Annotated in this window: 8 protein-coding genes; 7 read left to right on the forward strand and 1 reads right to left on the reverse strand. The window is 31.3% G+C overall.

Annotation, left to right across the window (positions count from 1 at the left end; genetic code table 11):
• Positions 1-272 (reverse strand): hypothetical protein (locus ACWOA3_RS02060; protein WP_456883920.1); only part of this gene is annotated, 272 nt, incomplete at its 3' end.
• 170 nt (positions 273-442) lie between these two features.
• Between ACWOA3_RS02060 and ACWOA3_RS02065 the strand changes: the two genes are divergently transcribed.
• The 7 genes from ACWOA3_RS02065 to ACWOA3_RS02095 all read left to right on the forward strand — a co-directional run bounded on the left by ACWOA3_RS02065 (position 443) and on the right by ACWOA3_RS02095 (position 15,176).
• Positions 443-778: an HIRAN domain-containing protein gene (locus tag ACWOA3_RS02065; RefSeq protein WP_204644153.1), complete on the forward strand. Its 336-nt coding sequence runs from the start codon at positions 443-445 to the stop codon at positions 776-778.
• A gap of 40 nt (positions 779-818) precedes the next feature.
• Positions 819-1,805 carry a helix-turn-helix transcriptional regulator gene (locus ACWOA3_RS02070; RefSeq protein WP_456883921.1) on the forward strand — a complete coding sequence of 329 codons (987 nt, stop codon included), beginning with the start codon at positions 819-821 and terminating at the stop codon, positions 1,803-1,805.
• Between the two features lie 235 nt (positions 1,806-2,040).
• Positions 2,041-4,605, forward strand: a complete 2,565-nt coding sequence (gene secA, locus ACWOA3_RS02075; protein ID WP_314989295.1) for a preprotein translocase subunit SecA — start codon at positions 2,041-2,043, stop codon at positions 4,603-4,605.
• Between the two features lie 79 nt (positions 4,606-4,684).
• A complete protein-coding gene (locus ACWOA3_RS02080) occupies positions 4,685-5,431 on the forward strand; it encodes an NAD-dependent protein deacylase (RefSeq protein ID WP_456883922.1) in 747 nt (248 codons plus the stop codon).
• Complete coding sequence (locus ACWOA3_RS02085; RefSeq protein WP_456883923.1) at positions 5,432-7,192, forward strand: ABC transporter ATP-binding protein; 1,761 nt, start codon at positions 5,432-5,434, stop codon at positions 7,190-7,192. It abuts the gene before it with no gap.
• Complete coding sequence (locus ACWOA3_RS02090; RefSeq protein ID WP_456883924.1) at positions 7,179-8,918, forward strand: ABC transporter ATP-binding protein; 1,740 nt, start codon at positions 7,179-7,181, stop codon at positions 8,916-8,918. Before ACWOA3_RS02085 ends, ACWOA3_RS02090 begins: the two co-directional genes overlap by 14 nt.
• 249 nt (positions 8,919-9,167) lie before the next feature.
• Positions 9,168-15,176 carry a ZmpA/ZmpB/ZmpC family metallo-endopeptidase gene (locus ACWOA3_RS02095; RefSeq protein WP_456883925.1) on the forward strand — a complete coding sequence of 2,003 codons (6,009 nt, stop codon included), beginning with the start codon at positions 9,168-9,170 and terminating at the stop codon, positions 15,174-15,176.
• The last annotated feature ends 19 nt before the right edge of the window (positions 15,177-15,195 follow it).

A 15,195-nucleotide genomic window follows, 5' to 3' on the forward strand; every position in this document is an offset into this window, starting at 1 on the left:
GTCCTATAGTTAATTCCATTGTCTAGTGCAACGGAATTATATGAATAACCAGCTAAAATTTTAGAAACTAATACTAGTTTTTCTTCTGGATTCCACTTCTTATTTTTTGTTTTATGTCGCAAGACACTTACTCCTAACGAATCAACCATTCTTTTCCATTTTCTAATAGTATCTTTAAATTTTCTAGTGGTTATTCCGTTAGGTGTATCTGGATATTCCCCTCTTTCATACATCTCAACACATTTTACTTTAAATTCAAAACTATAACGCATAAAAATACCCCTTTCACTGGTTTGTCCAGTAAAAGGGGTACATATCATTTCTCTACGAAATCACGATTTTTGAGTCACTCCCTATTTTTTTTATAAAATTTTAAAAGAGTCCAAAAAAATGGACAGATAGATTGTTATAATTAAATCACAAAACGAAGAGGTGATTTAAAATGGAAAAAGATTATATTACAATTACAGGGATGGAACACTATTTTGGAAATAAGATTTTTAAAGTAGGAGATGTTATAAGCTGTGAAAAAGAGTTTGATAACGATTATGACGAAGAAGCTATTAAAGTAATGATGAAAACATTTGGTAAAGTTGGCTATGTTGGGAATTCTTGTAGAACTGTTGCGAAAGGTACAAAAAGTGCAGGAAGAATTTATGATAAAGTAGGAGATAAATTCTTTGTAAAAGTATGTTTTGTTACTGGGGGTTCTGTAATCGCAGAAGTTGTCAATAGAGATGTGAAAATACATAAAAGTAATAGAAAAATTCGTAAATAGTTGTTATTATATACATAAGTGTATATAAGGAGCGAAATTTATGGAAAAAGGAAGATATCAAAAATTAAAGCTATTGTACTTATTAGAAATACTAAGAGATTATAGCGATGAAAATACTTATTTAAGTGTGAAAGACTTAACTTCTTTACTCTTGAAAAAAGAAATTATCGTTGAGAGAAAAACTCTATATAAAGATATAGAATTACTACAAGATTATGGATTTAATATCGTTGTTGAAAAGAATGGTCGTGAGAATATCTATGCATTAGTAGAAAGAGAATTTGAGCTTGCTGAGGTTAAAATGTTAATCGATGTAATTCAGGCAAGTAAGTTTTTAACTGTAAAAAAATCACGAGATCTAATTTTAAAATTGAAGAAATTAGCGAGTAAAAAACAAGCTCAGAAAATTCAAAGACAGGTATATTCTTTCGAAGAAAATAAATATATAAATGAAAATATTTACTACAATGTCGATGCAATTCATAATGCAATTGCAGAAAATAAGCAAATTGATTTTAATTATTGGCAATGGAATTATAAAAAACAGATGATTGATAGAAAAAATGGTGAAGTTTATAATGTAAGTCCATTCGCTCTTGTATGGAATGATGAAAATTATTATATGGTTGCTTTTGATGCTAAGACAGAGTTGATAAAAAATTATCGTGTTGATAAAATGCGAAATGTCGTTATTGCTGCTGATGATAGAGTAGGTCACGAAAAGTTTCAAAAAGAAGATATATCAAGTTATTCAAAGAAAATATTTGGTATGTACGGTGGAACTTTAGAAAAAGTGACTTTAGAGTTTAAAGAGTCATTAATAGGAGCAATCGTTGATAGATTTGGAAAAGATATTATTATTCATAAAAAAGGTGATACTTATCAAACTTCTGTAGAAGTTATGTGTAGTGGTCATTTCTTAGGTTGGATTTTCTCTTTAGGTAATGATATAGAAATATTAGCACCTCAAAATGTTCGAGATTTATATGTTGAGAAATTGGAAAATTTACTAAAAAAATACAAATAAAAAAATTCTAGTAGAATTTTAAGGGGGAGTTCTACTAGAATTTTTGTATGTTTAAAATTAAAAAATATATAAATTCATTTAGCTTTATTAGTTGGATAAAAAACGTAGTTAATATCAACTTAAAATCGTATTATTGTTGTTGCTTTAAAGATAAATGAATGTTATAATTAAGAGATGAATTATAATATGATTATAAAATCATTTAATAGAAAAATATGTCGGAAGGAAAATGTTAATGGCTATTTTAGGAAAAATATTTGATGCTAACAGAAGAGAAGTAAAAAGCTTATCAAAATTAGCTGATAAAGTATTAGCTAAAGATGAAGAATATTCAAGTCTTAGCGATGAACAATTAGTAAATAAAACAGAAGAATTTAAAGCTTATATCCAAGAACAAAAAGAAAAAGGTAAAGAAACACCGGATATATTAGATAAAATTTTAGTAGATGCGTTTGCTGCGGCTCGTGAAGGGGCATTCCGTTCTTTAGGGATGAAACCATATAAAGTTCAAATCATGGGTGGTATCGCACTTCACCGTGGGGATATCGCAGAGATGAGAACAGGGGAAGGTAAAACTCTTACTGCCACAATGCCTGTATACTTAAATGCATTAGCTGGAGAAGGGGTACACGTTGTTACAGTTAACGAATACTTATCTCAACGTGATGCTCAAGAAATGGGAGTTTTCTATAACTATATGGGACTTTCTGTTGGGCTTAACTTAAACTCTTTAAACTCTGAAGAAAAAAGAGCAGCGTACAATGCTGATATTACATACTCAACAAACAATGAGTTAGGATTTGACTATTTAAGAGATAATATGGTTAAGACGGTTGAAGCTCGTGTTCAACGTCCATTAAACTATGCCGTAATCGATGAGGTTGACTCAGTTCTTATCGATGAAGCTCGTACACCACTTATTATTTCTGGTGAAGGACAAGAATCAACTTCACTTTACCAAGTAGCGAATGCTTTCGTTAAAACTCTGAAAAAAGCAGAGGAAGAAGATGGAAGTGATGGAGATTATACTTTAGATATTAAAACTAAAGCTATTCAACTTTCTGAAAATGGTATTGATAAAGCTGAAAGTTACTTTGGATTAAAAAATCTTTATGAATTAAAAAATGTTGATTTAACTCACCACATTAACCAAGCGTTAAAAGCTAACTACACAATGGCTTTAGATGTTGACTACGTAGTTGCTGAAGATGGAGAGATCTTAATCGTTGACCAATTTACAGGTCGTACAATGCCTGGTCGTCGTTTCTCTGAAGGGTTACACCAAGCTATCGAAGCTAAAGAAGGTGTTCCTATTCAAAAAGAAAGTAAAACAATGGCGACTATTACTTTCCAAAACTTCTTCAGAATGTACAAAAAACTTAGTGGTATGACAGGTACTGGTAAAACAGAGGAAGAGGAATTTAGAAATATTTACAACATGTTTGTAACAACTATTCCTACAAACAGACCTATCCAAAGGATTGATGCACCAGACTATATTTATTCAAACATGGAAGCTAAGTTCAATGCGGTAGCTCAAGAAGTTAAAGAACGTTATGACAAAGGGCAACCAGTTCTTTTAGGTACAGTCTCTATTGAAACGAGTGAATTAGTATCTAAGTTATTATATAGATATGGAGTACCTCATAAAGTACTTAATGCTAAGCAAAATGAAAGTGAAGCAGAAATTATTAAACAAGCTGGTCAACGTGGTTCAGTAACAATCGCGACTAACATGGCTGGTCGTGGTACGGATATTAAACTTGGTGAAGGTGTTCGTGAATTAGGTGGTCTTGCTGTAATCGGTACAGAACGTCACGAATCTCGTCGTATTGATAACCAGCTACGTGGACGTTCAGGACGTCAAGGGGACCCTGGTTACAGTAGATTCTATTTATCTCTTGAAGATGAGCTAATGGTTCGTTTCGGAGCTGATAGATTACAAAAAATTATGGGTAAAGATGTAGATACACCACTTGAAAGTAGAATGGTAAGTAGATCTGTAGAAAGTGCTCAAAAACGTGTTGAAGGTAATAACTATGACTCACGTAAACAAGTACTTCAATATGATGATGTATTACGTAAACAACGTGAAATTATGTACGCTGAAAGAAATGAAGTATTAGAAAACGAAGTAGTTACTGATATTATTCAAGAAATGATCGGTGATGCAGTTGATAAAACTATGGCATTTATCATTGAAAACTTAGAAGCGCACAGTGAAAAAGAGGAAACAGAAGAAATCATTAAATCACTTAACGAGAAGTTCTTAGGTCAAAAACCTATTACTGAGAGTGAATACTCAGATGTTATGTCTGATGATGAAATTCGTGAATTAGTATTACACAGAATTAATTTAGAGTTAGCTGAAAAACGTGAGTTACTTGGTGATGAAACTATGAATTCATTCGAGAAATACATTCTTCTTAATGCAATTGATGATAGATGGACTGATCATATCGACCAAATGGATCAACTTAGAAAAGGGATTTTCCTACGTTCATATGGACAAATTGATCCACTTCGTGAATACAAAACTGAAGGTTACCAAATGTTCGAGGACATGATTGATGACATTCAAGTTGAAGTTGTTACTAACTTAATGCGTATTAGAGTAGAACGCCACGAAGAAATCGAGATGAAACAAGAACCAACGAACCTTGTAACTAATGATAGTAAAGAACATATCGCACGTGGTCCAGTTAAGAGTGCTTCTCGTGAAGAGAAAAAAGCTCGTATCGAAGAGCGTAAACAACGTATCAAAGAGTTAAAAGCTCAAAAAGATAAAGAAACTAATTAGTAGTTAATTTAAAGAAGGAGACTTAAAAAAGAGTTTCCTTCTTTTCATAGCTTTTATAATATTATAAGGAGGTAGTATTATGAATAATATAGAAAAACTAAGAGATATAATAAAATCAAATGACAATATTGTATTTTTTGGTGGTGCTGGTGTTTCTACAGAATCTGATATTCCAGATTTTAGAAGTGCAAATGGTGTGTTTAGCGTGGAACTTAATCGCCATTTTACTCCAGAACAGCTCGTATCAAGAACGATGTTTGTGAAGTATCCTGTAGATTTCTTTGATTTTTATAAGAAGCATTTGGTCTATCCTGATGCTAAACCGAATAAGGCGCATTATTATTTAGTGGAGTTAGAAAAACAAGGTAAGTTAAAAGCTGTTGTTACTCAAAATATAGACACACTTCATGAACAAGCAGGAAGTAAAAATGTTTTGAAACTACATGGAAGTGTGGATGCAAACTATTGTACGAAGTGTAAGTCTTTTTATAATTTAGAAGATTTCTTAGCTAAGACTGAAGAAATACCTAGTTGTGATAAATGTGGTGGGGTTATAAAACCTTATGTAACTCTTTATGAAGAAGAACTTGATATGACAGTATTTAATGCTTCTATTAACTTTATAGAAAAAGCTGATGTATTGATTATTGGCGGAACTTCATTAAGTGTTTATCCTGCTGCTAACTTACTGCATTATTTTAGAGGTAAGTATTTAATTGTTATTAATAAAACTTCTACACCACAGGATAATATGGCAGATCTTGTTATTAATGGAAAAATCGGAGAGGTCTTCTCGAAATTAGAAGAAAGAGAAGGAGGAATGTAGATGTATTTGTTTAGAAAATTAGCTTGGTTTATGAAGCTAGAAAAAAAACGATATTTAATAGGAATAATTGCTCTTATTCTAGTAAGTATTTTTAACTTGATTCCGCCGAAAGTTATCGGTACAGTAATTGATAGAATTGAATCAGGTAATCTGACGAAAGGACAGTTATTTTTATATGTTGGTTATTTAGTATTAGCTGCTCTTGCTATGTATGCTCTTCGTTATGTTTGGCGTGTTTACATTTTTGGAGCTGCGTATAACTTAGGTCGTATTTTAAGATCGAGACTTTTTGAACATTTTACAAAGATGTCTCCTTCGTTCTTCCAAAAGTACCGTACTGGAGATTTAATGGCACATGCGACGAATGATATAAACTCTGTGGCAATGGTTGCGGGTGGTGGAGTGATGTCTGCGGTTGATGCAAGCATTACTGCACTAGTTACGTTGTTCACGATGATATTCTTAATAGATTTCAAATTAACTTTAATAGCTATTATTCCTTTACCATTTTTAGCGTATGCTACTAATTATATTGGTGATAAAAACTATGAAAGTTTTGAAGAAGCGCAAGAATCATTTTCAGATTTGAATAACAAGGTTCAAGAAAGTGTTTCAGGGATAAAAGTTACGAAATCATTCGGTTATGGTAACGATGAAATAAAGAGTTTTAAAGAAGTTAATAAAAAAGTATTCAGAAAGAATGTTATTGCTGCTAAGTATAATTCTTTATTCGATCCAATGGTATTAATCTTTGTTGGATTATCTTATACACTAACTCTTATTTTCGGTGGTATTTTTATCTCAAATGGTGATTTATCTGTTGGGGAGTTAGTTACTTTCGTGACTTATCTTGATATGTTAGTATGGCCGCTTCAAGCCATTGGTTGGTTATACAATATATCGCAACGTGGTGAAGTATCTTATAAACGTATTGAGAGTTTATTAGCGGAAGCTAATGAGGTAAATACTAACTTAGATAGTAATATCAAAGCTGAAAATGGTAGACTTGAATATAATATCAACAACTTCGAATTTGAAGAAGGTAAGAGTGTTCTAAGAGATATTAAGTTCGCTATTGAAAAAGGTCAAACACTGGGTATCGTTGGTGTTACTGGAGCTGGTAAAACTACGCTATTAAGACTATTATTAAGAGAGTTTAATATTAAAACTGGCAATATCAAGCTTAATAATAGAGACATTGCTGAATACAGTCTAAGTGACTTAAGAAAACTTATTGGATATGTACCACAAGATCAAGTACTATTCGCTATGTCGATTAAAGAAAATATTCGTTTTGCTAATCCTCAAATCGATGATAAGAAGGTAGAGGAAATTACGAAAATTTGCGGTCTTTATGATGACATAATGGCCATGCCTGAGAAGTTTGATACGATTGTTGGAGAAAAAGGTGTTAGTCTTTCAGGTGGTCAAAAACAACGTTTAGCGATGAGTCGTGCTTTAATTATTAATCCTGAAATTTTAATCCTTGATGATTCATTATCTGCGGTTGATGCTAAGACTGAACATGTTATTTTAGAGAACTTAAAAGAACAACGTAGTGGTCAAACTAATATCATTACTGCACATAGACTTTCTGCAGTAGTGGAAGCTGATTTAATAATTGTTTTAGGTGATAACACGATTATTGAAAAAGGAACTCATGATGAACTTATCGCCAATAACGGTTGGTATAAAGAGACTTATGAAAGTCAACAAATGGAAGAAAGCTTGAAAGGAGGAAGTGAAGGTGTCGAAAAGTAAGACGTTTTTTAGACTAATGCGCTATATGTTGCGCTATAAAGGATTATCGATATTAGCACTATTATTTATATTAATGACTTCGATAGTCGCAACAGCAATTCCTCTTTTAGCTCAATATTATATTGATAATTTTATTACAAAAAATATTGCTAAAGCTGGATTATATATATTAATAATTTATTTTGGATTATTTATTCTAAGAGTTGTGTTTACATTTTTAGGAGAATATTACTTCGCAAAAGTGGCTCACAGTATAGTTAGAGATTTACGAAATGATAGTTTTGCTAACTTGCAAAAATTAGGGATGTCTTACTTTGATAAGACTCCTGTAGGTTCTGTTGTATCAAGATTAACCAATGATACGCAAGCTGTTGCAGATATGTTTGGAACAATTTTCTCCAGTTTCTTAAATACTATTCTTATGTTTGTAGTAACACTTTCTGCGATGATTGCTTTAAGTTGGCAACTTACTATCTATATGATATTATTCATTCCAGTTATGGTTGGTTCTGTATATATGTATCAGAAGTTATCTAGTAAACTTGTAGAAATTTCTCGAGCGAAAATTAGTGAAATGAATACGAAGTTATCTGAATCAATCGAAGGTATGAAAATAATTCAAGCATTTAACCAAGAACAACGATTAATAGATGAATTTGGAAAGGTTAATAATGAACACCTTCGTTATTATACTAAATCATTAAAAGTTGATAGTTTGTTACTGCGACCTGCGATGGCGTTATTCAAAGTATTAGCGTATGGAGTTATTGTTACGTACTTTGGGTTGAGTTTTGAGAGTGCTGGTTTTACAGCTGGGATAATTTATGCATTTATTCAATATACGAATCAACTTTTCAATCCGTTAATTGAACTTATGCAAAATTTCTCGATTCTTCAAACATCTATAATTTCAGCAGGACGTGTTTTCACTCTTATAGATAATGAAGAATACGAACCAGAACAAAGAGAAAGTGATTGTAAAATTTCTCGAGGTGATATTGAGTTTAAAAATGTCAGTTTTTCATATGATGGAAAACGCGATGTACTTAAAAACATTTCATTTAGTGTAAAAAATGGAGAGAGTATTGCTTTTGTAGGAGCGACTGGTTCTGGTAAATCATCAATTATGAATCTATTCCTTAGATTTTATGATTATGACAGAGGAGAAATCTTAATTGATGGTGTTGATATTAAAGATTATAGTGCTAAAGAACTGAGAAATAGTGTTGGATTAGTTCTACAAGATCCATTCCTATATCATGGAACTGTAGAGTCTAATATTAAGATGTATAATGAAGAATTAACAAGAGAAGATGTTATTGAAGCGGCTAAGTTTGTCGATGCACATAACTTTATTGACAAACTAGAAGATAAGTATGATAGTATTGTTACAGAAAGAGGTTCAACTTTTTCTAGTGGAGAAAGACAACTTCTGACATTTGCTAGAACTATAGCGAGCAAACCGAAAATTCTTATTCTTGATGAAGCAACTGCAAATATCGACTCTGAAACTGAAGAACTGATTCAAAATTCTCTTGAAAAAATGAGAAAAGGTAGAACGACTATAGCGATTGCTCATAGATTATCTACTATTCAAGATTCTAACTGTATCTATGTGTTAGACAAAGGTGAGATTATTGAATCTGGAACACATGAAGAGTTAATAGCTCTAAAAGGTAATTATTACAAAATGTACCAACTTCAGGCTGGTATGTTAAATAAATAGAATTTAACTGGAAGTGAATTAAGAAACTTCCAGTTTTTTTATTTTGGAAACTGAAGTTATAGTTGGTTAACATAAATTTATAGTGTTAAATATAATGAGTAAATTATTATATTAAAAATAAATTGTAATTAATAAAACATAGAATTTATAGCTATTTTCTTGCATTTGATCTAGAAAAAGCTTACAATTAATGTATTAATTATAAACAAAATTAATCTTAGTATCATATTATGAAAGAAGGGTATACAGTTGAAAAAATTTTTAGGGGAAAAACAAAATAAGTTTTCACTAAGAAAATTGACTATTGGAGTTTGTTCGATGACAATAGGATCTTTTTTTATGGTGTCAACTATTCAACCTGAAGAAAATATTGTAAGAGCTGCGGATAATGCAGTAGTTCACTACAAATATGTAGGAGAGGACAATCTTACAGATAAAGAGAAAGAATTAGTAAAAAAAGAAGTACCGAGTATTGTAAATAGCGCAGAAGAAACATATTACTTAGTATTTAAACCAACAAAAACAACACAACTAAATAAGTTACCTAATACCGGTTTAAATTATGGAGTAGGAAGTATGATCCTAGGAGGAATGTTAGGACTATTAGTAGTTGTTGTAGCAAAAGATAAAAATAAATCACGTAAAATACTATCAATACTGTTAGTTACTAGTATGGGAGCGACTACTCTAGAGTTACCGGTTAGAGCTATGGAAGACTTAAAATTATCTATCTATAACATGGATTATAACCTTAAAGTTGGAGATAAACTTCCTAAGATTTCTTCGATTCCTGGATATAGTTTTGTTGGATTTATTAAAAATGAAGGTGAAACTAAAAAAGTAAATGAAGAAGTTAAAGAAAATGTTACGTCACAACAAAATACTAAAAAACAACCACAATTAAATGGAATTACGAATACAAATGCAACAGAAATAAAACAGGAAAATAAAACAACATCAAATAATGTTGATAAAAAAGAAGATAAAAGAGTAATAGAAAATACAAATAAAAAAGAGGATAGAAAAGTATTAGGGGTTAATACAGTGAATCCTCAAGATGAAGTGTTAGCTGGAAAACTAACTAAACCTGAATTATTATATACTGATAAAACAGTAGAAACGCCTATACAATATAATCAAGTTATAGAAAATAATAACCAGTTACCTGAAGGAACAACAAGAGTAAAACAACATGGACAAGCAGGTAAAAAGACTGAGGTTATTAGAATATTTACCGTAGAGGGAAAAGAAGTTTCTAGAGAGTTAATTTCTACTAATACAAAAGCACCAGTTTCAGAAATTATAGAAAAAGGAATGAAAAAAGCAGTTAGCTCAGTTACTCCGAAAGGGGAAAAATTAGTAAAACCTGCTGTTGAAGTAAAACCTGAGTATAAAGGAGTACAAGCTGGAGCGGTTGTAGAACCAGCGAAAGCAGAAGCACCAAAAGAATACACAGGAGTGCAAGCTGGAGCGATAGTGGAACCAGCAAAAGCAGAAGCACCGAAGGAATACACAGGAGTACAAGCTGGAGCGATTGTTGAGCCAGAAATAGTAGAGCCGCCAAAAGAATATACAGGAGTACAGGCTGGAGCGATAGTGGAACCGGAAAAAGTAGAGCCACCAAAAGAATATACAGGGAAAATCGAATTACCGAAAATAGAGAGTTCAAAACCTGCGGTAGAGTCTAACAATACAACAGAAAACAATAATGTAGAAAAAAATGCTAGTGCACTTCTTAGAATGAATTTTGTTAAAGATAATAAAGCATTATCAGGAACGGGTTCAGCTACTTTTATAGCTCCTAATGTATTGTTGACAGTGGCACATAACTTCATAAATAATTCTGCAGATAACAGTACGGGTGAATTTAGAGGCGATAAGGTTAAAAATACATATGAATGGCAGACGCCTGATGGCCAAAAAGGTTCCTTCACATCAAACGATATACACTTCTATAATCAAAAAGATTATCCAAAAGGATTTATCTACGATTTAGCAGTTATTAAATTACCTGAATCTACTAGAAGACCATATGCCAACTTAGTAGAAAATTACTCGAAGGTAAATGTTCATGACAAACTAAATGTTCATGGATATCCAGCTGGGAAGTATACTCACTTAAAAGACACTACCGTTGAGATGGAACAAAAATACGCTAATAATACATATGGTGTCCAGTACCAAGGTGGAAAAGCTGGTATGAGCGGTGGAGGAATCTTTAACTCTAAAGGAGAGGTCATTGGTATACACCAAAATGGAGCTGAGAATCGTTCAGGAGGATTAATTTTATCTCCAACACAATTAGCTTGGATTAGAAGTATTCTAAACGGTAAAGAAATTACACCTAAATATGATGCTCTTGAACGTCATAAAGATGAGAAAAAAGACGATGTTAAAGAAGAAAAAGAAGTTTTTAAAAAATTAGAACTTAGAAATATTTCTTCTGTAGAACTATATTCAAAAGATGGTACTAAGTATCGTCATGTAACTTCATTAGCTTCTGTGCCAAATGACCCACAAAATTACTTCATGAAAGTAAAATCAGAGAACTTTAAAGATGTAATGCTTCCAGTTGAAAGTATTACTAATGCTAATAAAGATAATAGAGACGTCTATAAAATAGTAGCACATGCAACAAATCTGATACACCATGAAAATAATAAAGTACTAGATAATTTTACATACTACTTACCAAAAACTCAGAAAAGTGAAGTGGGAGTTTATACATCATTCAAAAATCTAGTAGATGCAATGAATAATAATCCTTCCGGAGAGTTTCGCTTAGGTGCAACTATGGATGCTCGTGAAGTTGAACTTCAAGATGGTCAAGAAAGTTATGTTAATAAAAACTTTAGTGGTAAGTTAATTGGTACAAACAAAGATAAGTACTACGCTATATATAATTTGAAGAAACCGTTATTTAATTCTTTGAGTCGTGCTACTATTCAAGATCTTTCAATAAAAGAAGCAAATGTTACTTCTAAAGATGCTGCTGCTACAATAGCGAAAGAGGCTAATAATGGAACTACAATTACTAATGTTCATTCATCTGGAGTTATTGCTGGTGAACGTGGTATAGGTGGTTTAGTCACACAAGTTAATGATTCTAAAATATATAATAGTAGTTTTACTGGTAGAGTAACAAATACGTATAACACAAGATCTAGTTATCAAATAGGTGGTTTAGTTGGAAAACTGTCAGGAGCTGGTGCTTTAATTGACAGATCAGTTTCATCTATTGATATGGCGACAAATGCAAATTCTGGAGATCAGGTTGTTGGTGGTATAGCGGGAGTTGTAGATAAAAAAGCAACGATTAGAAATAGTTATGCTGAAGGTAATCTTAATAATGTGAAGCCTTTTGGTAATGTTGGAGGAGTTGTAGGTAATCTTTGGGATAATTCAGGAGAAGTTGAAAATTCAGGTCGACTATCTGATGTGCTAAGTGATGTTAATGTTACGAATGGTAATGCTATTGCTGGTTATGATTTTAATGGTATAAGAGCAACTAACACATATAGTAATAAAAATAATAAAGTAGTAAATGTAGTACAGGTAGATGACGAAGTACTTAGCAGAGATTCAGAAAAACAAAGAGGTACTATATTAGAAAATAATAAAGTTTCAGAGAAGAAAGCAGAACTTGTTCCTAAGAAAAATACCATAATAGAAGACTTCAATTTCTCTTCTAGATATATAACTGACTATAGAAATCTTGAAAATGCCGATTCATCAAAAGAACAAGTTTATAAAAATATAGAAAAACTATTACCATTCTATAATAGAGAAACAATAGTTAAGTATGGGAATTTAGTAGAAACTAGTAGTAATCTTTACAAAAAAGAATTATTATCAGTAGTTCCTATGAAAGATAAAGAAGTAATTAGTGATATTAACGGAAATAAATCAAGTATAAATAAACTATTACTATATTACGCGGATAATACTTCAGAAATGATGAATGTACAATATCAAAGTGATTTTTCAAATATAGCAGAGTATAGTGTGAACGGTACAAAGTTAATTTACACACCGAATACATTACTTCGCAATTATCAAAATATTTTAGATAAAGTATTACCAGAATTAAATAAAGTAGAATATAAATCAGATGCAATTAGAAAAGTATTAGATATTTCTAAAGATATTAGTTTAACAGAGTTATATTTAGATGAACAGTTTAATACTACTAAAAATAATTTGAGAGATAGTTTAACAAAACTACTTTCTGCAGATTCGGCGATAGCTGAAAATAATAATTCAATAATAGATAATTATGTAGTAGAAAAAATTAGAAATAATAAAGAGGCACTGCTTTTAGGTTTAACATATCTAGAACGTTGGTACAATTTTAACTATGGTGAAACAAATGCTAAAGATTTAATTATGTACAAGTTAGACTTCTTTGGTAAATCTAATAGTTTTGCATTAGATAATGTTATCGAATTAGGTAAATCCGGATATAATAATCTATTAGCTAAAAATAATGTTATTACATATAATGTACTATTATCTAAAAATTATGGAACTAATAGTTTATTTGATACATTGGAAAAATATAGAAAAGTTTTCGTTCCAAGTAAAACAAATAACGAATGGTTTAAAGAACAAACCAAAGCCTATATTGTAGAAGAAAAATCTATGATTCCTGAAGTACGTGAAAAACAATCAATAGCAGGTAGTCAATATTCTATTGGTGTATATGATAGATTAACTAGCCCATCATGGAAATATCAAAGTATGGTATTACCGTTATTAACATTACCTGAAAAATCTATATTTATGGTAGCGAATATCTCTACTATTGGATTTGGAGCTTACGATAGATATAGAAGTAAAGAATATCCAGCAGGAGCTAAGTTAAATGAGTATGTTGAAGAAAAAGCTAGGGAAGCGGCTGCTAGATTTAGAGATCATTATGATTATTGGTATAAAATATTAGATAAAGAAAATAAAGAAAAATTATATAGAAGTGTTCTAGTCTATGATGCATTTAGATTTGGTACAGATGATAAAGGAGAAAAAGATACATACCAAGCAACTTTTGAAACTAATCATCCTGCAATCAAACATTTCTTTGGACCAGCAGGTAATAACGTAGTTCATAATGCTAATGGTGCATATGCTACAGGTGATGCATTCTACTATATGTCTTATCGTATGCTTGATAAATCTGGTGCGGTAACATATACGCATGAAATGACACATAACTCAGATAGAGAAATTTATCTTGGAGGATACGGAAGAAGAATTGGTCTTGGGCCAGAGTTTTATGCTAAAGGATTGCTACAAGCTCCTGATCATCCAAATGATGCAACAATCACGATAAACTCTGTATTGAAATATGATGAAGCGGAAAATGCTAATAGATTACAAGTAAAAGATCCTACTCAACGATTCAATAATGCAGAAGATTTACGTAAATATATGCATAACTTATTTGATCTGGTTTATACACTTGAGAAGTTAGAGGGTGATGCAGTAGCTAGTTTAGATGTAAATCAAAAATATAATCTATTGAGAAAAGTTGAGAATAAATTTAAATCTGATCCTGATGGAAATGATGTTTATGCAACAAATGTTGTTCGTAGATTAACTATTGATGAGACTAAAAAACTAAATTCATTTGATAGTCTTATAGAAAATGATATTATTACAAGAAGAGGGTATATTGATGAAGGTGAGTATAAACGAAATGGATACTACACAATCAATCTTTTCTCGCCAATATATTCTGCCTTAAGTAATGATAAAGGGACTCCGGGTGATTTAATGGGTCGTCGAATGGCGTTTGAACTATTAGCTGCAAAAGGATATAAAGAAGGTATGGTACCTTATATTTCTAACCAATATGAAAATGAAGCAAAAGCTAATGGAAGCAAAATTAATTCATACGGTAAAGAAGTAGGATTGGTAACTGATAAATTAGTGCTTAATAAGATATTTAATAACCAGTATTTATCTTGGGCTGATTTCAAAAAAGCTATGTATAAAGAACGAGAAAATAAATTCAATAAATTAACAAATATTAGTTTTATAAATCCTAATAATTGGGTACGTCAAGAGACGGTAACTATTGATAGTATTAATAAGTTGAGAAGTATTATAAACGAAGCGGTTGAAAAAGATGCTGAAGATGATGTGGCGAAATTATACCCTGACACAAATAGTAGAGTTCTTAAACTAAAACGAGCAATCTTTAAAGCGTATCTTGATAAAACTAAAGATTTTAGAACTTCTATTTTTGGAGAAGAATAAAATATTTTATAATACTCTT

The sequence above is a fragment of the Gemella taiwanensis genome (genome assembly GCF_054054385.1).

Coding starts and splice junctions, on each gene's coding strand:
- ACWOA3_RS02065 (WP_204644153.1), top strand. CDS start 443: ATGGAAAAAGATTATATTACAATTACAGGGATGGAACACTATTTTGGA.
- ACWOA3_RS02070 (WP_456883921.1), top strand. CDS start 819: ATGGAAAAAGGAAGATATCAAAAATTAAAGCTATTGTACTTATTAGAA.
- secA (WP_314989295.1), top strand. CDS start 2,041: ATGGCTATTTTAGGAAAAATATTTGATGCTAACAGAAGAGAAGTAAAA.
- ACWOA3_RS02080 (WP_456883922.1), top strand. CDS start 4,685: ATGAATAATATAGAAAAACTAAGAGATATAATAAAATCAAATGACAAT.
- ACWOA3_RS02085 (WP_456883923.1), top strand. CDS start 5,432: ATGTATTTGTTTAGAAAATTAGCTTGGTTTATGAAGCTAGAAAAAAAA.